Annotated in this window: 20 protein-coding genes and 1 pseudogene; 15 read left to right on the top strand and 6 right to left on the bottom strand. The window is 58.8% G+C overall.

Going from position 1 to position 24938, the window contains the following annotated elements; translation table 11 throughout:
• Positions 1-38: 38 nt before the first annotated feature.
• A complete protein-coding gene (gene flgM, locus ACA068_RS21750) occupies positions 39-365 on the bottom strand; it encodes a flagellar biosynthesis anti-sigma factor FlgM (protein WP_109633993.1) in 327 nt (108 codons plus the stop codon).
• A gap of 165 nt (positions 366-530) precedes the next feature.
• Positions 531-1292 (bottom strand): flagellar basal body P-ring formation chaperone FlgA, encoded by a 762-nt coding sequence (gene flgA / locus ACA068_RS21745; RefSeq protein ID WP_497304680.1) that lies wholly within the window; start codon positions 1290-1292, stop codon positions 531-533.
• An 82-nt stretch (positions 1293-1374) separates the two neighbouring features.
• Between flgA and ACA068_RS21740 the strand changes: the two genes are divergently transcribed.
• From ACA068_RS21740 to flgE, 6 genes are all read left to right on the top strand, one after another.
• A complete protein-coding gene (locus tag ACA068_RS21740; RefSeq protein WP_497304679.1) occupies positions 1375-2307 on the top strand; it encodes a chemotaxis protein CheV in 933 nt (310 codons plus the stop codon).
• A gap of 46 nt (positions 2308-2353) precedes the next feature.
• Entirely contained in the window at positions 2354-3181 is an 828-nt protein-coding gene (cheR, locus tag ACA068_RS21735) for a protein-glutamate O-methyltransferase CheR (protein ID WP_010457158.1), read from the top strand.
• 358 nt (positions 3182-3539) lie between these two features.
• Positions 3540-3947, top strand: a complete 408-nt coding sequence (gene flgB, locus ACA068_RS21730) for a flagellar basal body rod protein FlgB (protein WP_010457156.1) — start codon at positions 3540-3542, stop codon at positions 3945-3947.
• 3 nt (positions 3948-3950) lie between these two features.
• Positions 3951-4394, top strand: a complete 444-nt coding sequence (gene flgC / locus ACA068_RS21725; RefSeq protein ID WP_010457154.1) for a flagellar basal body rod protein FlgC — start codon at positions 3951-3953, stop codon at positions 4392-4394.
• Between the two features lie 15 nt (positions 4395-4409).
• Positions 4410-5132 (top strand): flagellar hook assembly protein FlgD, encoded by a 723-nt coding sequence (gene flgD / locus ACA068_RS21720; protein WP_497304677.1) that lies wholly within the window; start codon positions 4410-4412, stop codon positions 5130-5132.
• A gap of 31 nt (positions 5133-5163) precedes the next feature.
• Positions 5164-6477, top strand: a complete 1314-nt coding sequence (flgE, locus tag ACA068_RS21715; protein WP_497304675.1) for a flagellar hook protein FlgE — start codon at positions 5164-5166, stop codon at positions 6475-6477.
• 319 nt (positions 6478-6796) lie between these two features.
• Here flgE and ACA068_RS21710 read toward each other — a convergent pair whose 3' ends face one another.
• Entirely contained in the window at positions 6797-9691 is a 2895-nt protein-coding gene (locus ACA068_RS21710) for a ribonucleoside-diphosphate reductase subunit alpha (RefSeq protein ID WP_497304674.1), read from the bottom strand.
• Positions 9692-10423: 732 nt separating this feature from the next.
• Here ACA068_RS21710 and ACA068_RS21705 point away from each other — a divergent pair.
• Positions 10424-11137 (top strand): response regulator, encoded by a 714-nt coding sequence (locus ACA068_RS21705; RefSeq protein WP_497304673.1) that lies wholly within the window; start codon positions 10424-10426, stop codon positions 11135-11137.
• Positions 11134-12744 carry an ATP-binding protein gene (locus ACA068_RS21700; protein WP_497304671.1) on the top strand — a complete coding sequence of 537 codons (1611 nt, stop codon included), beginning with the start codon at positions 11134-11136 and terminating at the stop codon, positions 12742-12744. The genes ACA068_RS21705 and ACA068_RS21700 overlap by 4 nt, the downstream gene beginning before the upstream one ends.
• 117 nt (positions 12745-12861) lie before the next feature.
• On the opposite strand, the gene ACA068_RS21695 is transcribed toward ACA068_RS21700, so the two are convergent.
• A complete protein-coding gene (locus ACA068_RS21695; protein WP_497304669.1) occupies positions 12862-13587 on the bottom strand; it encodes a 4'-phosphopantetheinyl transferase family protein in 726 nt (241 codons plus the stop codon).
• Between the two features lie 177 nt (positions 13588-13764).
• On the bottom strand, positions 13765-14556 hold the full coding sequence (locus ACA068_RS21690; protein ID WP_497304667.1) for a dienelactone hydrolase family protein: 792 nt from the start codon (positions 14554-14556) through the stop codon (positions 13765-13767).
• Positions 14557-14703: 147 nt separating this feature from the next.
• Here ACA068_RS21690 and ACA068_RS21685 point away from each other — a divergent pair, with 147 nt between their 5' ends.
• The 5 genes and pseudogenes from ACA068_RS21685 (at position 14704) to ACA068_RS21665 (ending at position 20733) form a co-directional block, all read left to right on the top strand.
• A complete protein-coding gene (locus tag ACA068_RS21685; RefSeq protein WP_497304665.1) occupies positions 14704-15306 on the top strand; it encodes a hypothetical protein in 603 nt (200 codons plus the stop codon).
• Between the two features lie 182 nt (positions 15307-15488).
• Positions 15489-16166 carry a response regulator gene (locus ACA068_RS21680; protein ID WP_497304664.1) on the top strand — a complete coding sequence of 226 codons (678 nt, stop codon included), beginning with the start codon at positions 15489-15491 and terminating at the stop codon, positions 16164-16166.
• A complete protein-coding gene (locus ACA068_RS21675) occupies positions 16163-17509 on the top strand; it encodes an ATP-binding protein (protein WP_497304663.1) in 1347 nt (448 codons plus the stop codon). The genes ACA068_RS21680 and ACA068_RS21675 overlap by 4 nt, the downstream gene beginning before the upstream one ends.
• A gap of 318 nt (positions 17510-17827) precedes the next feature.
• On the top strand, positions 17828-19903 hold the full coding sequence (locus ACA068_RS21670) for an immunoglobulin-like domain-containing protein (protein WP_497304661.1): 2076 nt from the start codon (positions 17828-17830) through the stop codon (positions 19901-19903).
• A gap of 474 nt (positions 19904-20377) precedes the next feature.
• Positions 20378-20733: pseudogene (locus ACA068_RS21665) on the top strand (DUF6124 family protein).
• A gap of 146 nt (positions 20734-20879) precedes the next feature.
• On the opposite strand, the gene ACA068_RS21660 reads toward ACA068_RS21665, so the two are convergent.
• Complete coding sequence (locus tag ACA068_RS21660; RefSeq protein ID WP_497310643.1) at positions 20880-21878, bottom strand: AraC family transcriptional regulator; 999 nt, start codon at positions 21876-21878, stop codon at positions 20880-20882.
• Between the two features lie 338 nt (positions 21879-22216).
• Between ACA068_RS21660 and ACA068_RS21655 the strand changes: the two genes are divergently transcribed.
• A complete protein-coding gene (locus ACA068_RS21655) occupies positions 22217-23551 on the top strand; it encodes a dicarboxylate/amino acid:cation symporter (RefSeq protein WP_497304659.1) in 1335 nt (444 codons plus the stop codon).
• A 144-nt stretch (positions 23552-23695) separates the two neighbouring features.
• Positions 23696-24877 carry a CaiB/BaiF CoA transferase family protein gene (locus ACA068_RS21650; RefSeq protein WP_497304657.1) on the top strand — a complete coding sequence of 394 codons (1182 nt, stop codon included), beginning with the start codon at positions 23696-23698 and terminating at the stop codon, positions 24875-24877.
• Positions 24878-24938: the final 61 nt, after the last annotated feature.

The raw sequence follows: 24938 nt of genomic DNA, 5'->3' as shown, positions 1-24938 counted from the left end.
GGGGTTTAAGCGTCCAAAAGCCTGGCGCAGGCCGTGGCCTAGCGCTGGGCTTCGAAGTTGAGCAGTTTGCTGGCTACACGGTTGCTGTCGACTTTATAGCTGCCATCGGCAATCGCTGCTTTCAACTCGGCCACGCGGGCGTTGTCGACGGCAGGCTGATCGCGCAGCTTGTCAGTGACCTTCTGCAACTGTTGAGCCTCATTGCTGAGGTGTACCGATTCCCCGCTTTTGGCTGTACTGGCCTGTTCGGCCGGGGTATTCAGCGGCGCGGATTTGCCGGTTTCGGCGGTTTCCTTCGCGGTGCTGGTACGCGTACTACCGGTAAGTGACGAGGAGCTGTTCAAACGGCTGAAATCGATGACCATGATAAAAAACCTCTGGGTATTTGGACGCTTGCCATGTTTTCGGCTCTCCCTGCGAAAACTTTAGGCCCATTTATCAATGAGCTTGCATGCGCCAGCGCTTGTCCTGCCTGCGGCACAGTTTAGGGAACAGCCGGGCGGCGCGCCATCTTTCACCAGCAGATCGTACTACATGGCCACTTCCACCTGGCCCGGCGCGGTGACTTGCGCCTTGATGACCCGTTGGGAGTTGAGGTTTTTCACACGAATCTGTTCACGCAGGCCGCCATTGGACAGCGCCTCGCCTGGCATACGCACGCTGAGCGTACCACTGCGGGCGGTAATCACCACTTGATCGCCCTTGCTGATGACTTCCGCCTGTTCGAGATGGACCAGCGTCAGGACCTGATTAGCGACCGTTGGTCGGGTAAGTTTCTGCCCGACAGCCTGTTCCAGGGAGGTGAAATAACCCTGGTTGATCAGGCTGATATCCCGCTCGCGCAACATGACATCGCCGGGCTCGATGACCCCGGCGCGTTTGAGCGGCCGAGTGGTGGTGACAACGTCCCGAAACAGGCGGACTTGAGCGGGTACGAAGACTGTCCAGGGTGATGTGCTGTCGCAGCGGACCTTGACTGTGACCCGCCCGATCGGGGTCGCCGGGCTCTCCAGGGTGGCTGTCAATTCCTTGTCGCACATGGGCATGCGCAGTCGCGGATCGAGCTGGTTGACCTCGATTTCGTAGCGTCCTTCCGTTTGACTGGTGGCCAAATAGTCTTCTACGGTGAACTCAAGAAAGCCCTGAGTGACGCCGATAAGCATGTCAGGCAAGGTAACCGCGTCAGCAAGGGCAGGGCTGCCAGCGTTGAACAGGCAGACGGCCGACATCGCGCAAAGCAATTTGCGGGTCATTGATGTCAGGCGTCGGAAAAATGTCGTTTCTGTGTTCATAAGAGTTAAAAAGCAAGCGCCGTGCCGTTTAGCAATGAACGTGCGTCGCAACACACTTAAGCGTTGGTGTAGGAGTCTGTGCATGGCTGGTGTAATGGATGCAGTAAACCAGCGCACGCAACTGGTTGGGCAGAATCGCCTTGAGCTGTTGTTGTTCCGTCTCGACGGTCAGCAGCTGTATGGGATCAACGTGTTCAAGGTTCGGGAAGTGCTGCAATGCCCCAAACTGACCCTGATGCCCAAGTCCAGTCCTGTCGTGTGCGGTGTGGCAAATATCCGGGGGGCGACCATTCCGATTCTTGATCTGGCAATGGCGACCGGCTCCGGGGCACTTAAAGATCAAAGCAAACCGTTCGTGATCATCACGGAGTACAACACCAAGACCCAGGGTTTCCTGGTGCGATCGGTGGAGCGCATCGTCAACATGAACTGGGAGGAGATTCATCCGCCACCCAAGGGCACGGGACGCGATCATTACCTGACGGCTGTGACTCGGGTCGACAATCAGTTAGTCGAAATCATCGACGTCGAGAAAGTGCTGGCGGAAGTGGCGCCGACACCGGAAGCGATTTCGGTCGGCGTGGTGGATGTCGAAACCCAGCACAAGGCGCTGTCCTTGCGGGTATTGACGGTCGATGACTCGTCGGTGGCGCGCAAGCAGGTGACTCGTTGCCTGCAAACGGTCGGCGTCGAAGTGGTGGCATTGAACGACGGCAGGCAAGCGCTGGATTACTTGCGCAAGCTGGTCGATGAGGGCAAGAAGCCGGAAGAAGAGTTCCTGATGATGATTTCCGACATCGAGATGCCGGAGATGGACGGGTACACCCTGACGGCCGAGATCCGCAACGACCCGCGCATGCAAAAGCTTCATATCATCCTGCATACTTCGTTGTCGGGTGTATTCAATCAGGCAATGGTCAAGAAGGTCGGCGCGGATGACTTCCTTGCCAAATTCCGTCCTGATGACCTGGCATCCCGGGTAGTTGACCGGATCAAAGCAGCAGATATCAGCTAGGGGCCTTCTGCCCCTGGTGGTTAACACGATTTAAGAGGCGGCATCTTTGTCTACGGGTAATTTGGATTTCGAACAGTTCCGGGTATTCCTGGAAAAAGCCTGTGGCATTTTGCTCGGTGAAAACAAGCAGTACCTGGTCTCGAGCCGTCTCAACAAACTGATGGAGCAGCAGGGCATCAAGTCCTTGGGTGAGCTGGTTCAGCGCATCCAGACCCAGCCGCGCAGCGGTTTGCGCGAGATGGTGGTGGATGCGATGACCACCAACGAAACCCTGTGGTTTCGTGACACCTATCCGTTTGAAGTCTTGAAGAACAAGGTGTTGCCCGAAGCGATCAAGGCGGCCCCCGGCCAGCGTCTGCGGATCTGGTCGGCGGCGTGCTCGTCGGGTCAGGAACCGTATTCGCTGTCGATGTCCATCGATGAGTTTGAGCGGGTCAACATGGGCCAGTTGAAGATGGGTGCGCAGATTGTCGCGACTGATCTGTCCGGCACCATGCTGACCAACTGCAAGACCGGCGAGTACGACAGCCTGGCCATCGGCCGTGGTCTGTCGCCCGAGCGCCTTCAGCGTTACTTCGACCCCAAAGGGCCGGGGCGCTGGGCCATCAAGGCGCCGATCAAGAGCCGCGTGGAGTTTCGCTCGTTCAACCTGCTGGACAGCTACGCGGCCTTGGGCAAGTTCGACATCGTGTTCTGCCGCAACGTGCTGATCTACTTTTCCGCCGAGGTGAAGAAAGACATCCTGTTGCGCATTCACAGCACGCTCAAGCCGGGCGGTTATCTGTTCCTGGGCGCCTCCGAAGCGCTGAACGGTTTGCCGGATCATTACCAGATGGTCCAGTGCAGCCCGGGGATCATTTACCAGGCGAAGTGATGGGTTGGCAGCATCAAAAAACGGGAGTCCTCAGGGGCTCCCGTTTTTTTTGCCCGATGATTTCCCACGAGCGCCGCACCCCCTGTAGGAGCGAAGCTTGCCCGCGAAGGCGGTGGGTCAGTCAATGATGATGCTGTCTGACACACCGCCTTCGCGGGCAAGCCTCGCTCCTACAGTTGTCGGTGTTGCCAGAGATAAGCGGCAGAAAAGCGGCAGGCGGCGGACATCGGTTGCCGCTTTTCTGGCATTGCCGCCTTGCCACTGCCCGCAAAGCCCCGGTTTCCGGGCTTTTTTGAATTGGCACGCCGCTTGCTATGTCTCTGTTACGAAAAATCAGGTCACCCGAAGGTTTCCCGACATGAGCATCAGCTTCGATAAAGCGCTCGGTATCCACGAACAAGCCCTTGGCTTCCGCGCACAGCGTGCCGAAGTCCTGGCCAACAACATCGCCAACGCCGACACCCCGAACTACAAGGCTCGGGACCTGGAGTTCTCCAAAGTGCTCGCCGCACAGAACGAGAAAACCAAGGGTGGCACGTTTGCGTTGAACATGACCAATAACCGTCATATCGAGGCCGAAGGCCTGGGCAATGGCGACGAGTCGCTGATGTATCGCACGCCGATGCAGCCGTCGATCGACCAGAACACCGTGGACGCCCAACTGGAACAGTCGAACTACGCGGAAAACGCCGTCGGCTTCCAGGCCAGCTTCACCCTGCTCAACAGCAAATTCAAAGGGCTGATGTCAGCCCTGCGCGGAGAGTAATTCATGTCTCTATCCAGTGTTTTCAACATTGCCGGTAGCGGCATGAGTGCCCAGACCACGCGCTTGAACACCGTGGCCTCGAACATCGCCAACGCCGAAACCGTCTCGTCGAGCATCGACCAGACCTATCGCGCCCGTCACCCAGTGTTCGCCACCATGTTCCAGGGCGGACAGAGCGGCGGCAGCGATTCGCTGTTCCAGAACCAGGACGCCGCCGGTCAAGGCGTGCAAGTGCTGGGCGTGGTCGAAGACCAGAGCAACCTTGACGCGCGTTACGAGCCGAACCATCCGGCCGCCGATGCCAAGGGCTACGTCTACTACCCGAACGTCAACGTCGTCGAAGAAATGGCCGACATGATTTCCGCCAGTCGCTCGTTCCAGACCAACGCCGAAATGATGAACACCGCCAAAACCATGATGCAGAAGGTCCTGACCCTCGGTCAGTGATAAGGGGCGACTCAGATGAGTGTTACCGATACCACCAGCGGCTTGAACATCAAGGACGTCCTGGCCAATTCGTCGGTCAAGACCAATACCGGTGCTGACGGTTTGACCGCAGCGACCAACAGCGCCACTGGCAAGAAGGCGTTGGGCAAGGATGCGTTCCTGCAATTGCTGGTCACCCAGCTGAAAAACCAGAACCCGCTGGAACCGCAAGACAACGGCGAGTTCGTGGCCCAGTTGGCGCAGTTCAGTAGCCTGGAAGGCATCACCACGCTGAACGAAACGGTCAGCGGCATTGCCGGCAACTACAACTCGTCGCAAGCGCTGCAAGCGTCTTCGCTGGTGGGCCGCTCGGTGGTCGCGCAGACCGACACAGCGGTCGTCGATACCTCCAAGAGCTTCAACGGCACGGCCGTGGTTCCGGCATCGGTGGATCCGGTGACGATCAAGATCACCGGCGCCGATGGCAAAGTGGTCCGCACCATCGACCTGGGCAGTCAGAAGGCCGGCAACGCCAGTTTCATCTGGGACGGCAAGAACGATGCGGGCGAAGTGGCCAAGGCTGGCACATACAAATTTGCCGCCACCGCAACCTACGACAGCAAGGCGACCTCGCTGGTGACTTACCTGCCGGCAACCGTCAATAGCGTGACCATCAGCCAGACCGGCGGTGAGTTGATGCTGAACCTGGCAGGCCTGGGCAGCGTTGCCCTGTCCAAAGTACAGACCATTGGTATATAGAGCCGACTAACACGGCACAAAGGAGTGGAATATGTCTTTCAATATCGGCCTTAGCGGTCTCTATGCAGCCAACAAACAACTGGACGTGACCGGCAACAACATCGCCAACGTCGCGACCACCGGTTTCAAATCGTCCCGTGCAGAATTCGAAGACGTGTACTCGGCCACGCGACTGGGTACCGGCAGCAAGACCATCGGCAACGGCGTGCGTCTGGCCAACGTTTCCCAGCAGTTCGGTCAGGGCGACGTGAACAACACCGGCAACGTGCTGGACATGGGTATCCAGGGCAACGGTTTCTTCATCCTCAGCGACAACGGTTCCCTGAGCTACACCCGTGCCGGTGCGTTCAAGACTGACGCTGAAAACTACGTGATCGACAACAGCGGTAACCGTCTGCAAGGTTACGGCGTTGATGACAACGGCAAGATCATCAATGGCGTGCTGACCGACCTGAAGATCGACACCTCGAGCCTGTCGCCAAAGGCGACCACTCGCGTCGACCAGACCATGAACCTTAACTCCTCGGAAACCCTTCCGACCGTTACGCCGTTCAACCCGGCCGAGCCATTGAGCTATAACAAGCCAATCTCCACCCCGATCTACGACAGCCAGGGTAACCAGCACACTCTGGATCAGTATTACGTAAAAACCGGTACTAACGCTTGGACCATACATTCCTATGTGGACGGTCGTTCGCCTTCCAACCCGGCCACCGAGCCACCGGTGCCAGTGACTGCCACCGTGACGTTCAACTCTGACGGTACCGTCAACACCATGACCGGCAGTGCGGGTTTTGCCGTGACTGGCAAAACCTTTAAGCTGACCGGCTGGGTGCCAGGCGTGGTGACCAACGCCAACGTGACGCCGAAAGTCTGGGGTCCTAACGGTTCGGTTCCGGCGACCGGTGGCCTGACCTTCGACATGACCAAGACCACCTCTTTCAACTCGGCGACGGCCCGTACCCAGCAATATCAGGACGGCTACGCCACTGGCCAGATCTCCAGCCTGACCATCGACGAAAGCGGTGTCATGACCGCCAACTTCAGCAACCAGCAAACCAAGGCCATCGGCCAGGTAGCGGTCGCCAGCTTCGCCAACGAGCAAGGCCTGCAGCCAATCGGTGGTACCCGCTGGAAAGAAACCTTCGCCTCCGGCGTGGCCGGTGTCGATGCACCGAAAACCGGTACGCTGGGTTCGGTGGTTTCCAACTCCCTGGAAGAGTCCAACGTCAACCTGACCAATGAATTGGTCGAGCTGATCAAGGCGCAGAGCAACTACCAGGCGAACGCCAAGACCATCTCCACCCAGAGCACCATCATGCAGACCATCATTCAGATGACCTGATGCAGGCTGGCGCTGAATAAAGAGCCCCTCGCAAGAGGGGCTTTTTTATGGCCGGGATTTGTCCCTGGCGTAGACATCTTGGTTATCAGTGCTGGCCTCATCGTCGGAACGCCGCCCGGAGCAGGCTCTCTCCTACAGTTGATCGCATTTCTCCGAGCCAACTCGGTCCCCTGTAGGAGCGAGACTGCTCCGGGCGGCGTTCCGACGAAGGCGTCAGCCCGGCCACCACTTTCCTCCAGGCAAAAGAAAACCCCCGACAATCCAGAGGACTGATCGGGGGTTATCCAGGCAAGCGCTTTTCAGCGCTCACCGGCTCAGCTTATTGGCAAGCTTCGCAATCCGGCTCGTCGATGGCGCAAGCCTTTGGCACTGGAGCAGGGCCGGCAGGTGCTGCCAGGACCGAATCTTCACCGTGGTTGCCGCCGCTGGAAACAGCGTTCAGCTTGCCGGTGTTGATGGTCGACTTCTCGGTGCTGGTCGCGGCCAGGGCACGGAGGTAGTAAGTGGTTTTCAGACCACGGTACCAGGCCATGCGGTAGGTCACGTCCAGCTTCTTGCCCGAGGCGCCAGCGATGTACAGGTTCAGCGATTGAGCCTGGTCGATCCACTTCTGACGACGGCTTGCCGCGTCAACGATCCACTTGGTGTCCACTTCGAAAGCCGTCGCGTAGAGCTCTTTGAGTTCTTGCGGGATGCGCTCGATCTGTTGCACCGAACCGTCGTAGTACTTCAGGTCGTTGATCATGACCGAGTCCCACAGACCTCGGGCCTTCAGGTCGCGAACCAGGTACGGGTTGATCACGGTGAATTCGCCCGACAGGTTCGATTTCACGTAGAGGTTCTGGTAGGTCGGTTCGATCGACTGCGAGACGCCAGTGATGTTGGCGATGGTCGCGGTCGGTGCGATGGCCATGATGTTGGAGTTACGAATGCCTTTCTGCACACGGGCACGAACCGGTGCCCAGTCCAGGGATTCGTTCAGGTCAACGTCGATGTACTTCTGGCCACGTTGCTCGATCAGGATCTGTTGCGAATCCAGCGGCAGGATGCCTTTGGACCACAGCGAACCCTGGAACGTCTCGTAGGCGCCGCGCTCGTCGGCCAGGTCGCAGGAAGCCTGGATCGCGTAGTAGCTGACCGCTTCCATCGACTTGTCGGCGAACTCGACGGCCGCGTCGGAACCGTAAGGAATGTGCTGCAGGTACAAAGCGTCCTGGAAACCCATGATGCCCAGGCCGACCGGACGGTGCTTGAAGTTGGAGTTCTTCGCTTGCGGCACCGAGTAGTAGTTGATGTCGATCACGTTATCGAGCATGCGAACGGCGGTGTTCACGGTGCGTTCCAGCTTGGCGGTGTCCAGCTTGCCGTTGACGATGTGGTTCGGCAGGTTGATCGAGCCCAGGTTGCAAACGGCGATCTCGTCCTTGTTGGTGTTCAAGGTGATCTCGGTGCACAGGTTCGAGCTGTGAACCACGCCGACGTGCTGCTGCGGGCTGCGCAGGTTGCACGGGTCTTTGAAGGTCAGCCATGGGTGGCCGGTTTCAAACAGCATGGACAGCATTTTGCGCCACAGGTCTTTGGCCTGGATGGTCTTGAACAGCTTGATCTTGCCTGGGTACTGGGACAGGGCTTCGTAGTACTCGTAACGCTCTTCGAAGGCCTTGCCGGTCAGGTCGTGCAGGTCCGGAACTTCGGATGGCGAGAACAGGGTCCACGGGCCGTCATCGAAGACGCGCTTCATGAACAGGTCAGGGATCCAGTTGGCGGTGTTCATGTCGTGGGTACGACGGCGATCATCACCGGTGTTCTTGCGCAGCTCGATGAACTCTTCGATGTCCATGTGCCAGGTTTCCAGGTAGGCACACACAGCGCCTTTGCGCTTGCCACCCTGGTTGACGGCAACGGCGGTGTCGTTCACCACTTTCAGGAACGGTACGACGCCCTGGGATTTGCCGTTGGTGCCCTTGATGTACGAGCCCAATGCACGAACAGGGGTCCAGTCGTTGCCCAGGCCGCCGGCGAATTTCGACAACATGGCGTTGTCGTGGATCGCGTGGTAGATGCCCGACAGGTCATCCGGCACGGTGGTCAGGTAGCAGCTCGACAGCTGTGGACGCAGGGTACCGGCGTTGAACAGGGTCGGAGTCGACGACATGTAGTCGAAGGACGACAACAGGTTGTAGAACTCGATCGCACGGTCTTCTTTTTGCTTCTCTTCAATCGCAAGGCCCATGGCCACGCGCATGAAGAAGATTTGCGGCAGTTCGAAGCGGATACCGTCCTTGTGGATGAAGTAACGGTCGTACAGGGTTTGCAGGCCCAGGTAGGTGAACTGCTGATCGCGCTCGTGGTTGATCGCCTTGCCGAGTTTTTCCAGGTCAAAGGTGGCCAGGACCGGGTTCAGCAATTCGAATTCGATACCCTTGGCGATGTACGCAGGCAAGGCCTTGGCGTACAGGTCGACCATCTCGTGGTGAGTCGCGCTTTCAGCGACTTCCAGGAAGCTCAGGCCTTCGGCACGCAGGGTGTCCATCAGCAGGCGGGCGGTCACGAACGAGTAGTTCGGCTCACGCTCGACCAGGGTACGGGCGGTCATCACCAGGGCGGTGTTGACGTCGGTCAGGGCCACACCGTCGTACAGGTTTTTCAGGGTTTCGCGCTGGATCAGGTCGCCGTCGACTTCTTCCAGGCCTTCGCACGCTTCAGTGACGATGGTGTTCAGGCGGCCCATGTCCAAAGGAGCAAAGGTGCCATCGGCGCGGGTGATGCGGATCGACGGGTGAGCGTTGACTGCTTCTTCCGCCGGTGCGTGGGCAGCCCGTTCTTTCGAACGACCGTCACGGTAGATCACGTAGTCGCGGGCCACTTTCTGCTCGCCGGCACGCATCAGGGCCAGTTCGACCTGGTCCTGGATTTCTTCGATGTGGATGGTGCCGCCCGAAGGCATGCGACGCTTGAAGGTCGCGGTGACTTGTTCGGTCAGGCGGGCAACGGTGTCATGGATTCGCGACGAGGCGGCAGCGGTGCCGCCCTCAACTGCGAGAAACGCTTTGGTGATCGCGACGGTGATCTTGTCATCGGTATAAGGAACGACAGTGCCGTTACGCTTGATCACGCGCAGTTGGCCAGGCGCGGTGGCGGACAGATCCGAAGTCGAATCAGCGGCCTGCGGCAAGGTGCCCTGCGGGTTCTCGCGAGTTGTGTCGGTTTGCATGGGGGAGTGTCTCCACATTCTCTATGTTTGTTTGAGCACCTTCATGGTGCCCACCGTTCTGTCCTGAAGCACTACAACCGACGGGCGTCGGGCATAACAACTTCGGGACAGTAGGAAAAGGCTAATGATGCCGCTTCCTTGCCGAAGTCTTTGGTCGCGAGCCGGGGCCCGAAACCGGATTCCATTCAGGGTGACAGTAATGACTGCAACACCCGTACCGTTCCGGCTGTTCTGGCCTCAAAAAACGGTGCCATCCGCAGGTGCGGTTTGGGCTTTCAAAATCACGCTTGGTTCAACCGGAAACAGCAATAAAGCGCTTGAGTTTCTGGTCTGAAATGTGGTTGGGCTTTTTCAGTCAAAACCCTACATGTAGGGTTTTTTTCGCGCCGAGGTACAAGATAATGCGTTTTGGAGGGTGTTGCAACGTACTACCTGTGGATAAACCTGTGCGTAAATTGTGTGTGAAACGTGGAACGGGCGTGTAGGCCGCGACCTAGCTGGAGCGGACCGTTTTTCACTGATTTTCAGCGACTGAAAACAGTCATTCGGATTTTTAAGGGCGCGAACCCTATCACAAAAAATCGCGTTGTCCGAACGCATTTGCCGGCTTGTGTTCTCGGCGCTCGGCGTTTATACAATCGGCCAGTGTGTACGCATTCTTATCCTCCCCAATCATTACAAAAAGACGGGCGGATCCTTCCTTATAAGTGTTGTTGGCAAGCAGAGGTCACCGTGGAGCAAGAAGCCTGGCAGGTATTGATTGTGGAGGACGACCAGCGTCTGGCCGAACTGACCCGCGAATACCTGGAAGCCAATGGCCTGCGCGTATCGATCGAGGGTAATGGCGCCCTGGCCGCGGCCCGCATCATCAATGAAAAGCCGGACCTGGTGATCCTCGACCTGATGCTGCCGGGCGAAGACGGCCTGAGCATTTGCCGCAAAGTCCGCGACAAGTATGACGGCCCGATCCTGATGCTCACCGCCCGTACCGACGACACTGACCAGATTCTCGGCCTCGATTTGGGCGCCGACGACTACGTGTGCAAACCGGTGCGCCCGCGTCTGCTGCTGGCGCGCATCCAGGCGCTGTTGCGCCGCAGTGAAGCCCCTGAAGTGGCCCCGGTGAAACAACGGCGGCTGCAGTTCGGCCCGCTGGTGGTGGACAACGCATTGCGCGAAGCCTGGCTGAATGACAGCGGCATCGAACTCACCAGCGCCGAATTTGATCTGCTGTGGCTGCTGGTCGCCAACGCCGGGCGCATCCTGTCCCGGGAAGAAATCTTCACCGCCCTGCGCGGCATCGGCTATGACGGCCAGGATCGCTCCATCGACGTGCGCATCTCGCGCATCCGCCCGAAAATCGGCGACGACCCGGAGCACCCGCGACTGATCAAAACCATCCGCAGTAAAGGGTATCTGTTCGTTCCGGAAGCCTGCACCCTGTGAACTCGATCTTCCTGCGCATCTACGGCGGCATGTGCGCGGCGCTGATTCTGGTCGCGGTGCTTGGCGTACTGGCCTTGCACCTGCTCAACCAGGTGCGCAGCGAGCAATACCGCGAACGCCTGGCTCACGGCACCTTTTCGCTGATGGCCGACAACCTGAACCCCATGAACGAAACCGAGCGCCACCGGGCCTTGCTGGTGTGGGAGCGTTTGCTCGGGATTCCGTTGGCGCTGAAGACCTTTGCCCAGACCGATCTCGACCTGACGCAGCGCACCCGCGTCCTGCGCGGCCAGGCGCTGGTGGAACAGACCGGCCCGCATGCGGCGAAGGTGTATCGACTGGTCAGCGACAAGGAACAGCTTGTTCTCACCGGTGAAGTCCAGCAGATCAGCGAGCAACTGGCGCGAGCGACTATCTACCTGCTGGCCGACGAACTGGTGCGTGTGCCGGTGGCCGAACAGCCCAAGCGTCTGGCGCAATTGAAACAAGACAAGGGCTTTGGTTTCGACTTGCGCCTGGTCACCGTCGACCAGGCGGACATGGACGAAGACCAGAGTCGCCGTATCTCCGAAGGCGACACCGTGATGGCGCTGGGCAAGGGCGGTGATTCGATCCGGGTGTTCGCCGGCATGGTCGGCACGCCGTGGGTCCTGGAAATTGGCCCGCTGTACCAGATGAATCCTTATCCGCCCGAATGGCTGGTGCTGATCGCGGCCCTTGGTTTGAGCCTGATCGGTTTGATTGTCTATCTATTGGTGCGACAACTTGAGCGCCGCTTGCGTGGCCTCGAAGCCGCCGCCACGCGCATTGCCAAGGGCAGCCTGGAAACCCGGGTGCCGGCGCGCGGCGCGGATTCGGTGGGGCGATTGGCCTCGGCGTTCAACGGCATGGCCGAGCACTTGCAACAACTGTTAGCGATCCAGCGTGAACTGGTGCGCGCGGTGTCCCACGAATTGCGCACCCCGGTGGCGCGCCTGCGTTTTGGCCTGGAGATGATCGGCTCGGCCACCACGCCGCAGGCCCTGGAGAAATACCGCGAAGGCATGGACCACGACATCGAGGACCTCGACAAGCTGGTGGACGAAATGCTGACCTACGCGCGTTTGGAGCAGGGCTCGCCAGCGCTGAATTTCCAGCGGATCGATCTGGATGCGTTGATCAATCAAGTGATCGAGGAATTGGCGCCGTTACGCGCCGACGTCACCGTGCAGCGCGGGTTGTGTTTGTCCGCCGCCGATTGCGACGATGCCTGGGTCGAGGCCGAGCCGCGCTATTTACACCGGGCGATCCAGAACCTGGTGAGCAACGCCATGCGCCATGCTTCGTCGCGGGTGACCGTCAGCTATCAGGTGGGGCAGCAGCGTTGCCGGGTAGACATCGAAGACGACGGGCCGGGTGTGCCGGAGTCGGCGTGGGAGAAAATCTTCACGCCGTTCCTGCGCCTTGATGACAGCCGCACCCGGGCCTCGGGTGGGCATGGCTTGGGACTTTCCATCGTGCGACGGATCATCCATTGGCATGACGGGCGGGCGTTGATCAGCAAGAGCAAGAGTCTGGGCGGGGCGTGCTTCAGCCTGAGTTGGCCGCGGAATCAGGAGAAGCGCTGAGAGGTGTGGTGAATGTTCCATCGCCTTCGCGGGCAAGCCTTGCTCCTACAGCGTTCGCGTAGGCCCCCGTAGGAGCGAGGCTTGCCCGCGAAGAGGCCCGACCCGACACTAAAGATCTCAAGCCTTGATACTGACCAGACTCAACAACTGCCCATCCACCACCCCAAACTGCGCCTCCAGCTCGGTGCCATTGCGCCATTCGCTGGACAGGTCCGTGAGCAATCGCAGCCGCACTTCACCCGCCTCGGTCCACTCCAGCACCTCAGCATGCTCAAAATAAAACCGCTGCCGAACAATCGGATAAAGCGCCTTGAACAGACTCTCCTTCACCGAAAACGTCAGCGTGACCAGCATCGCCAACTGATCACTGTGGCCTGCGGCCATGCGCTGCAATTCCGGCGGGGTGAGGATTTCCCCGGCCAGGCGTTCGGCCCGTTCAGGGTTGAGCAGGTTTTCCAGGTCCATTCCCAAACCACGCCAATCAGCTTTTTTCGCCACAATCGCCGCAGCCCGGCCGGTGCTGTGGGTGATTGAGCCGCTGATATGGGCAGGCCAGACCGGCGCCCGGTCTTCACCGATGGCCGGGCTGAAACTCAGCCCTTCCAGCTGCTGCAACGCCCCCCGGGCGCAGACCCGGCCGGCCAGAAACTCGGCCTGACGCTTGGCGACCGAGCGCTGGATGCTCGCTGGCGGCTCGATGGCACTGCGTTGGAAATCATCGCTGGCCAGTAGGGAGGTATCGAAATGCGTGCTCAACAGCACCGTATCAGGCAGCACAAACGGCAGCGGCCAATGGGCATCGAGCGGGGTGCAGCAGGCGGGTAGGGCGGGGGTGGAATTCATGTCGGGCATTTTGCCGGGTTGCCTTGTGGCTGGGTAGTCCTGACGTTAGACCGCGTTATCGTTCTTCGCGGGCAAGCCTCGCTCCAACAGGTTTTGTGTTGTTCCGCCATTTCGTGATCGGCTCAAAACCTGTAGGAGCGAGGCTTGCCCGCGAAGGCCACGCCTCGGTCTTTCTGCTCAACCAAAAATCTTCTTGAAAAACGCCTGCATATCCGCCCAGGACTTTTCATCCGCCGCTTTGCTGTAGCCGATATCCGGCCCACCATGGTCGCCATGGCCCAGCCGATCCGCGTCCGGATTACTGAACCCGTGCTTGGCGCCCTCAAGGCTGACGAACTGGTAATCAGCCCCGGCCTTGTCCATCTCAGCCTTGAACGCCGCGACGTTATCCGCCGTCACCATGCTGTCCAGCGCGCCATGCTCCACCAGGATTTTCGCTTTCACGCTGCCCGGCGTTGCGGGCGTTTTGGTCGCCAGCGCGCCGTGGAAACTCACCACGCCCGCCAGCGGCACGCCTTGACGCGCTGCATTCAGCACCACGGCACCACCGAAGCAGTAACCGATGGCAGCGACTTTATCCGGATTGGTCTGTGGCTGTTTCTTCAGCAAATCGAGCCCGGCCTGGAAACGGGCGCTGGACGCGGCACTGTCTTTCAACGCCGCTTGCATGAAGGCCATGGCGTCCTTGGGATGCTCGGTGTTCTTGCCATCGCCATACATATCAATGGCCAGTGCGCTGTAACCCAGACTGGCCAGATCGCGGGCGCGGCGCTTGGTGTAGTCGTTGAGGCCCCACCATTCGTGCACCACCACCACGCCCGGACGTTGGCCTTTAATAGCATCGTCGTAAGCGTAATAGCCGATCAGCTTCGTGCCGTCGGGGCTCTGATAGGGGATTTCCTCAGTCTTGATTGCGGCGTGGCTGAGCCCGCTCAAGGCCAGTAATAAAAGGGCGAGAAAAACGCGCATGGTCAGATCTCCTGCATAAAAGTCATCAAAACAGCCGGGTGGAGTTGATTCAGCTTAGGTTCAGAGTGCGTTCAGGGGGAGTTCAGGGGTGGGTGCGTAACCTTGCCCCGTACCCAAAAAGCAAATAGCGCATGAGGAAACTCCCCAATGACTCACTTCAAAAAACTGCTTCTGGCTTTCACCGTCCTGGGCGCGAGCACCGCGGCTTACGCCTCCAACGACAATTTCGCCAGCCTTACTCTTGGACAGACCAGCGACAAGGTCAGAAAGTCCCACGCCCTGAATGACAACCTCAACAGCCCGAACGCCGACGGCGTGATCGGCAAGGACACCACTTGGGGTGTGCGTCTGGGCCAGCAAAACAGCCAGGGCCGCTACTACGCCACTTACGACAACGTGTCGGGTTCGCACAATGGCATTAAACTGCGTCAGGAAAACCTGTTGGGCAGCTACGATCTGTTCTACCCGGTGGGCAGCAGCACCAAATTGTTCGGCGGTGCCACGGCCGGCCTGACCAAAATGACCCAGGAATCCCCAGGTTTCAGCCGCGATAGCAACATCGGTTACGCCATCGGCGGCCAGGTTGGCGTGTTGCAGCAAGTGTCGCAAAACACCTCGGTCGAGCTGGGTTACCGTTACCTGCGCAGCAACGCCAGCACCGAGATGAGCGAGCGCGGTGGCAGCAAACAGGGTTCGCTGGACCTGACCAGCAGCGCCCAGACCTACCTGTCCGCCAACTACGCTTTCTGATAAGTAATGTCTGTCAGATAAGCACAATCTGTGTAGGAGCGAGCCTGCTCGCGATGGGGCCAGCACATTCGACATTGATGTCGACTGACGCACCGCTATCGCGAGCAGGCTCACTCCCACAGGTTCCACGAGCTGACTGAAAACTGTGCTGCTGGAGATAACGATTTGCCTAGGAGAGCGTTATGAAACTGCTGGTCGTCGAAGATGAAGCGCTGTTGCGCCATCACCTGCAAACCCGCCTGACGGACAGCGGCCACGTGGTCGAGTCCGTGGCCAACGCCGAGGAGGCGCTGTACCAGACCGAGCAGTTCAACCACGACCTGGCGGTGATCGACCTCGGCTTGCCGGGCATAAGCGGGCTCGACCTGATCCGTCACCTGCGCTCGCGCGGCAAGACCTTCCCGATCCTGATCCTCACCGCGCGTGGCAACTGGCAGGACAAGGTCGAAGGCCTCGCCGCCGGCGCCGACGATTACGTGGTCAAGCCGTTCCAGTTCGAAGAGCTCGATGCGCGCCTGAATGCCTTGCTGCGCCGCTCCAGCGGTTTCACCCAGTCGACCATCGTCGCCGGGCCGCTGCTGCTCGACCTCAATCGCAAACAAGCGTCCCTCGATGAACAACCGCTGGCGCTGACCGCCTACGAGTATCGAATCCTCGAGTACCTGATGCGGCATCACCAGCAAGTGGTGGCCAAGGACCGCTTGATGGAGCAGCTCTATCCGGATGACGACGAGCGCGATCCGAACGTCATCGAAGTGCTGGTCGGCCGTCTGCGCCGCAAACTCGAAGGCCCGGCCGGTTTCAAACCGATCGACACCGTGCGTGGTCTCGGCTACCTGTTCAATGAGCGCTGCACTTGATTCGCTCCCTTCGTGTCCGATTGATGCTTGCCGCCGCCACCCTGGCGGTGCTGTTCATGCTGGCGTTACTGCCAGCGATGCAGGGCGCGTTCAGCCTGGCGTTACAGGATTCCATCGAGCAACGCCTGGCGTCGGACGTAAACACGTTGATTTCCGCCGCGCGGGTGGAAAACAACTCCCTGCAGATGCCGGCGCAGTTGCCCGATGAGCGCTTTAACCTGACCGACAGCCGCTTGCTCGGCTACATCTATGACCGCGAAGGTCATTTGGTCTGGCGCTCGAAGGCCACCGGCGAAGAGAAGATCAACTACAAACCGCGTTACGACGGACGCGGCAATGAGTTCGCGCGCATTAGCGAGGCCGACGGTCAGGAATTTTTCGTCTACGACGTCGAGGTCAAACTGCTCGGCGGCAAAAGCGCGGCGTTCAGCATCGTCGCCCTGCAACCGGTGCGTGAATACGAAGTCACCCTCGAAGGCCTGCGCGAAAACCTCTACCTCGGTTTCGGCGCCGCGTTGCTGGTGCTGCTCGCGTTGCTGTGGATCGGCCTGACCTGGGGCTTGCAGGCCTTGCGCCGACTCAGTCAGGAACTCGACGAAATCGAAAGCGGCGCCCGCGAAAGCCTCAGCGAACAACACCCGCGCGAACTGCTGCGCCTGACCGGCTCCCTTAACCGCTTGCTCCACAGCGAACGCGAGCAGCGCAGCCGCTACCGCGACTCCCTCGACGACCTGGCCCACAGCCTGAAAACCCCGCTGACCGTGCTGCAAGGCGTCAGCGAAGACATGGCCCAGCGCCCGGAAAACCGCGATCAGGCGTGGGTGCTGCAAACCCAGATCGAACGCATGAGCCAGCAGATCGGCTATCAACTGCAACGCGCCAGCCTGCGCAAAAGCGGCCTGGTACGCCACCAGGTGCGCCTGCAACCGGTGCTGCAAAGCCTCTGCGACACGCTGGACAAGGTCTACCGCGACAAACGCGTGCGCGTCGCTTTTGATTTGCCGGATCAGTGCTACGTGCCGATCGAACAGGGCGCCTTGCTGGAAATGATGGGTAACCTGCTGGAAAACGCCTATCGGCTGTGCCTGAGCGAAGTACGCATCAGCGTGCGCGAAACCCTCGCCGGGGTTGAGTTGTGCGTTGAAGATGACGGGCCGGGCGTACCGTCGGATCAGCGTGCGCGGATTCTGCAAAGGGGTGAACGGCTGGATCGCCAGCATCCGGGGCAGGGGATCGGGTTGGCGGTGGTCAAGGACATTATCGAGAGCTACAACGCGAAGCTGACGCTGGGGGATTCGCCGATGGGCGGGGCGGCGTTCCGGATTCATTTTCCGGTGGTTTGATCGCAGGGTTTGATGGTGTTCCGACGGGCCTCATCGCGAGCAAGCCCGCTCCCACAGTAGGCTATGTCGTTCACAACGTTTGTGTTCTGACTCGAAACCTATGGGAGCGAGCCTGCTCGCGATGAGGCCCGCCAACTCAACCCAATAATCACTTCTGTCAAACATGAAAAGCCCCGCATCAACCCGACTTATGAGCTGACCATTCGTCGCAAAACGCCGCTGACCTGTTATTTCTGACAGTAGCCGGTTTCTCCCTACCAGTGTGTGATGGCCTTGGGGCCCGAGAGGGCTAAAAACCTCACACTCAGGGAGAAAATAATGGACATCCAGTCAGCGGCGTTGAACGCAATATTTGTACTGTTTCCGGTGCACATCCCAGGTTGGGTGTCGCCGGTGAAACCTGCCGATCTCGCTCACGGCGGTATTCCAAAATCCCTCTACGATGGGCAGGTGCAAGGTCTTGAGTGCCTGGTTGATCCATGGCAGGAGCTTCAACTTCTCTCCAGGACCATGGCCGTTGATGATCGCGTTGACTTGTATGTCAATGACGACCCCACGCCCGTTACCGGTAAAACCGTCGCTCCGGGAGAGGAACAACAGCGCATCCGGCTGTATGTGCCGCACGGCCGCTTGCGCAACGGCGTCAACCGATTGCATTACAAGGTCACCCGTGTCAGTGGGAACAGCAGCGAAGACTCTCGGGATTTGAATGTGCTGTATTACCTGCGAACTCCCGGTGAGCCAGCGCCGCAGGGGCTGGATCTGGTGATCCCGCCCGATGTGATCAAGGATGGGGTCAGCGCCGCACGGGCGGCGCAAGGCGTGGCGTTCGGGTTCACCTATTCCAACCGGCGAGCCTATGACCGCATTCGCTTTCAGTTAGGCGATGAGTCGGTTGATTGGGAGATCACCGACGCTTCGGTGCCGGTGACCAAAACACTGTTCACCGACGCGTTCCAGCAGGTGGGTGACAACCCGTACCTGCAGGTTGATTTTCGCGTTTTTGACCAGCTGGGCAACTCCAACCAGTCGTCCACCAAAGAGATAGATGTTCACCTTGGCCGTCTCAATCTCTCGGCGGCAATCCTGCGAGAAATCCCGTCCGAGAACAATGACGATCCCAATACTGTGGACCTCGCAAAATTGAACGGTAATCCCTTATCGGCGTTGATCCACCTTATTGAAACGATCTGGAAAGTGGGCGATTCGATCAAGCTGGTTTTTACCGCCGAGTTGAATGGCGGTGTCGTTGCGACTCACGAAGAAACCTCGCCTATCACGCAAGTGCCAAGTCAGTTTGTGTGGAGTATTCCAAACAACAAGATCATCGCCAGGAGCACGTTGACGGTGGTGTATCAGTTGGTCCGAAACGGTACGGTTATCGCTACCTCGACGCCCGCCAGGGCGCAGGTGATTGGTGAGCCTGTAGTGGATGAAAGGCCAACCATCACCTCGGTAAGAAAATCCGGGGGGAGCGCAATTCTTCCGGGTGACACGATCACTGATGTGAACGTGACCTTGGAAGGCAAGGCAAGCAAAGGCCAGTTGGTCCAGATCCTCAATATGAACGCCGCTGCAGGGCCGCCTGTTCAAACCAGTCAAACTGACGGCAGATGGACCGTTTCTGTCACCGTGGCGGTAGGTTCTCAAAGCTTCACGGCCAAAGCGCTATACGGAAGTAAGTTGGTATCTACTCCGCCGTGGCATTTTAATGTTGTTCGCCCCTTGATTATCGACACATCGACAATGGAACTGAACGGTTTAGCGGTCTATGTGAGTGGGTGGAATGAAACGGATGACCCCATCAACAATAACAACGCAACGCGCCGGCCGACTACGGGGCAACTACCGATAACGTATAAGTCGGGCAACTCGAGTATTGCGTTTGTCTCCCAGGAAGGAAAGGTTACGGGGCGCATGAATGGGAGTACCTATATTGAAGTTGAAGACGCTAACGGCAGCGCCGGCAAGTATCCGGTAACAGTCTCTAATGTATATCAAGTGGTGTTCAGCCCCACAATGCTGACGCCCCAGCAGGCAGTGGTTTGGGCTCGAGAACAAGGGCAGACGGGGGATGCAATTTTGCTTAACAGGTTTATTTCCCCTATGAGTATCAGGTATGACAAATATAAGGTGGATAACCTTCCACAATATCCGTCGATGACTCAAATGGGTAATGATGGGTATGTTAGAAGAGGTTGGGTGTCGACAATCAGGGTCGATAATTTGAATCGAAACTGGATTACTTGTATTACAGAATGGTTCCGTCCGGACGGGTCAACACAGCGATCTATTCCCATAATAGGTACACTGCCCGTCAACGCACCTGCAAACGGGGTGCCGTATGTTACCAGCGCCAAAGCATTTGCGATCATTCCGTTGAATTACTCATAGAGAAAGACTCGAGGGGAAAAGGAAGGCAAGGGAAAAGAGGGAAAAGGGGACGCATTTATTTGTTGTTTTTTGTTCGTCCCTGCCTTCCTTCCTACTGGTATCTGATCAAGCAATAAACGGAGATGTTTAAAAGACATCTCCAGACACTCACTCAGGCTACACATCCTTGCGCCGCTGCCTACGACTACGCCAGAATCCGCCGGCTTGTGCGCCTTGGGCGTGGGCTCTATCTTTTGCGGGTCGCTGACGAATCAGCGATCGGGTTTAGCGATCCGATCCCATCACAGACGTAAAAGCGCCCAAGAGTTGATTGCAGTTTTTAGTGCCTGCAATTCGCGTAATGGTGGCTGTGCGCGGGAGACCTTCGAGGTCTACCCGGGGTTTCTGTGTCCCGGATCGCTAACCTGCGTACAGCCGCCACCTTTACTTGTTTAGCGATAGGTCGTGGTGGCTCAACCAATCACGGAGCTTCATATGTTCAAGATCACACCCAACCCGCCAGAAGCCGACGACGTTTCCCCCTACGAAACCGCCGACTCCAAAAAACTCAACGAAGCCGCCGACCGCGCCCTCGATTACTACCTCAAACCGGTCATTCCTCAAGACACGCCACGCAAACCCAGCACGATTTACTTCGTGGCCGCTGATACCGATGCGAGACCCTGCTGGTCAACGCCTGTGAATCCATGGCGTCGGCAAGTGTGATGCTGAGTAATTTTGCAGGGTTGATGGAGGGGCCGCATCGCAACACGGTGCTGGGGATTCAACAGGTGGTGATGCTGGGGGAGTTGGCGGTGAATCGGATGCTGGACAGGCTTGATCCGGCGTAGGCGTTCGGTCAGGTAGACCGCGTTATCGTTCTTCGCGAGCAAGCCCGCTCCCACAGGGGGCTTCGGTGATCACAAAATTTGTGGATCCCCGAGATCAATGTGGGAGCGGGCTTGCTCGCGAAGGGGCCAGTCAATTCAACGCAGATTCAGTTCTCTTGCGCGCGATAGGCCCCCGGCGTCAACCCGGTCCATTTCTTGAAAGCCCGGTGAAACGCCGAAGGCTCTGAAAACCCCAACTGCTCGGCAATCTGCTGCAACGACAGATCCGCCCGCCCCAGGTGATAAATCGCAATGTCCCGCCGCAACTGATCCTTCAATTCCTGAAAACTCGACCCTTCTTCACGCAAATGCCGGCGCAAGGTCTGGGGGCTGATGTGCAGGTGCGCGGCCACCGCTTCCAGGTCCGGCCAGCGTGCACTGTCGCGGCTGAGCAAGCGGCGCAGCTGACTGCTCAGACTGTCGCCGTCATCCGGACGCGACAGCAGGTCGGCGGGGGAGTGTTGGAGGAAATGCTTGAGGGTGCGTTCGTCCTGCAACAACGGCATGTTCAAGTAGCGGCTATGAAACAGCAGGCTGCTTTGCGCCGAGGAAAACACCATGGGGCAGGGGAACAGCAAGTCATATTCGGCCCCGTGCTCGGGCCGTGGATAACTGAACGTCGCCTGCTCCAGCCGAATGCGTTGGCCGATCAGCCAGCTGCCGAGGCGATGCCACACCATCAATTGGCTTTCGGTGAGGAAATGGTCGGGGTCCTGGAACTTCGAATCATCGAGGCTCAGGCGGACCATTTCGTCTTCGCGGGTCAGGGTCAGGCGCGGGCCCTCGGGGAAAAGGCTATAAAACAATAAGCCGCGATGCAGAGCCTTATCGAGGTTGCGGCAGTGGATCACGGCGTGGCACATCATCGCGAAAGTCCCGGTTTTACTGGGTGTCGGCCCGAAACCGAGGTACTCGTCGTCGAGGGCCAGCCACAACCCCTGGATCAATCGCGTGAACTGTTCCGGCGCAATCCGCGCACGCGGCTCCTCCAGCAACTCGGGGCTGATGCCGAGTTGTTGCAGCAGGTTTGAATAGTCATAACCCAAGCGGCGCGCGCCACCGAGGACGGCACGGGCGAAATGACTGGCGATGGTGCGTTCACGCATAGCAGGCAGGTCCGACGCATTGAACGACGGATGGTAGTCGCCAGTCCTGACGATGAACAGGCGGATATCCGCCAAATTGTAGGACGAGGTCTGGTCGATGGGCGGAAATCCGCCACATTGTTGTAACCGGTCGGTGACAAGGTTGAACCTGTAACCCTTGATGTCAAAAGGCGCGCAGGTTTTTTGACGAAGGTGGCACGGGCCTTGCGATGCAACGAGCAGATGCCTGCCGTGCGCAGCTCGACAAAACAAATCCCTCCAGTGCAGGAGGGTTCGCAATTGAAGTGTCTTGGGCAACAGATGGATGTTGTCACGGGGCACTCTTGAGGAACTTTGCAATGACGACTCGTCAGCCACTGTACAAATCCCTGTATTTCCAGGTGATCGTTGCTATTGCCATCGGCATTTTGCTCGGTCACTTCTACCCGCAGACCGGTGTGGCCCTCAAGCCGCTGGGTGACGGGTTCATCAAACTGATCAAAATGGTCATTGCACCGATCATCTTCTGCACCGTCGTCAGCGGTATCGCGGGCATGCAGAACATGAAATCGGTGGGCAAGACCGGCGGCTATGCGCTGCTGTACTTCGAAATTGTTTCCACCATCGCGCTGTTGATCGGCCTGGTCGTGGTTAACGTCGTGCAACCGGGTGCCGGCATGCACATCGACGTGACCACCCTGGATACCAGCAAAATTGCTGGCTTCATCTCGGCCGGTAAAGACCAGAGCATCATCGCCTTTATCCTCAACGTCATCCCGAACACCATCGTCGGGGCCTTCGCCAACGGCGACATCCTGCAAGTGCTGATGTTCTCGGTGATCTTCGGTTTCGCGCTGCATCGCCTGGGTGCTTACGGCAAGCCGGTGCTGGACTTCATCGATCGCTTTGCCCACGTGATGTTCAACATCATCAACATGATCATGAAGCTCGCTCCAGTCGGTGCCTTCGGCGCCATGGCGTTCACCATCGGTGCCTACGGTGTCGGCTCGCTGGTGCAGCTGGGCCAGTTGATGATTTGCTTCTACATCACTTGCATCCTGTTTGTGGTGCTGGTGCTGGGCGCCATCTGCCGCGCGCACGGTTTCAGTGTGCTGAAGCTGATTCGCTACATCCGTGAAGAGCTGCTGATCGTGCTGGGTACTTCCTCCTCGGAATCCGCTCTGCCGCGCATGCTGATCAAAATGGAACGCCTGGGTGCACAGAAATCCGTTGTCGGCCTCGTGATCCCGACCGGCTACTCGTTCAACCTCGACGGTACTTCGATCTACCTGACCATGGCCGCTGTGTTCATCGCTCAGGCGACTGATACCCCAATGGACCTCACTCACCAGATCACATTGCTGCTGGTGCTGCTGTTGTCCTCCAAAGGTGCGGCCGGTGTGACCGGCAGTGGCTTCATCGTGCTGGCGGCCACCTTATCGGCTGTGGGTACTCTGCCGGTTGCCGGCCTGGCGCTGATCCTCGGTATCGACCGCTTCATGTCCGAAGCCCGTGCACTGACCAACCTCGTTGGTAACGCTGTTGCGACCCTGGTCGTGGCCAAGTGGGTGAAAGAGCTGGATGAAGACAAGCTGCAAGTCGAGCTGGCTTCCGGTGGTCGCGGTATCTCCGACACTCGTGAAGAAGACGATCTGGGTGTGGCCGAAGGTCCAACCCCGACTAACGTCAAGTAAGACTGCCTGAAATGAAAAACCCGCTTCGGCGGGTTTTTTCTTGCCCGGGATTTGAGCGTAACGGTCACCGCTGCTGACACTTCAGGTGATTGCTGCAATGCGTTTGCCTGCCTAGGCTGGAGGCATCGTTCACGGAGGTCGCTCATGCCCGGTCCACTGGCATCACTCAAGGTTCTGGATTTCTCGACACTGCTGCCGGGGCCGTTTGCCTCGTTGTTGCTGGCGGACATGGGCGCTGAAGTCTTGCGCATCGAATCGCCGACCCGCATGGATTTGCTGCGGGTGTTGCCGCCGCACGATCACGGGGTATCGGCCAGCCACGCCTACCTCAATCGCAACAAGCGCAGCCTGGCGCTGGACCTCAAACAGCCCGAGGCGCTGGAGGTGATCAAGCAGTTGCTGGCGGACCACGATATTGTGCTGGAGCAGTTCCGCCCCGGTGTGATGGAACGCCTGGGCCTGGGTTATGACGCGTTGAAGGCGATCAATCCACGGCTGATCTACGTGTCGATTACCGGTTATGGCCAGACCGGCCCCTACAAGGACCGCGCCGGCCACGACATCAACTACCTGGCGCTGGCGGGGCTGGCGAGCTACACCGGCCGCACCGAGAGCGGGCCGCTGCCGTTGGGCATGCAGGTGGCGGATGTCGCCGGCGGCTCGTTACATGGAGTGATCGGGTTGCTGGCGGCGGTGATCGCCCGGCATCAGACCGGGGTGGGGCAGCATCTGGATGTGAGCATGACCGACTGCGCCTTCAGCCTGAACGCTATGGCCGGCGCCGGGTACCTGGCCTGTGGCGTGGAGCCGGGCAGGGAGGATCAGATGCTCAATGGCGGCAGTTTCTACGACTATTACCGCTCGCGAGACGGGCGCTGGTTATCGGTGGGCAGTCTGGAACCGGCCTTCATGCAGCAACTGTGCAGCGCGCTGGGACGGCCGGAGCTGGCGGCAAAGGGCCTGTCGCCCAAACCCGCCGAGCAACAGGCGCTGAAGAATGAGTTGAAAGCCGAATTCGAGAAGCATGACTTTGCGCAGTTGTGCGAGTTGTTTGCCGGGGTCGATGCCTGTGTCGAGCCGGTGCTGAGTGTGGGCGAGGCAGTGCAGCATCCGCAGTTGCAGGCGCGGAAGTTGGTGACGCGGGTGCCACGGGGGGATGGTTCTGCGCAGTTGCAAATGGCCTGCCCGTTGAAGTTCTCAGAGGGGTTGCCGGAGCCACGGCATATCGGCGCGGTGTTGGGGCAGCATACGGATCAGGTGTTGGAGGAGTTGGGGTTGAGTGCTGAGCGTATTGCAGAATTGCGCCGTGCCAAGGTGATTCTCTAGCGACTGTACCGGCCTCTTCGCGGGCAAGCCTCGCTCCTACAGATATTGAATTGAGCACAAG

Source organism: Pseudomonas sp. LBUM1660, assembly GCF_059695935.1.
This window is presented reverse-complemented; position numbering and strand designations above follow the sequence as displayed.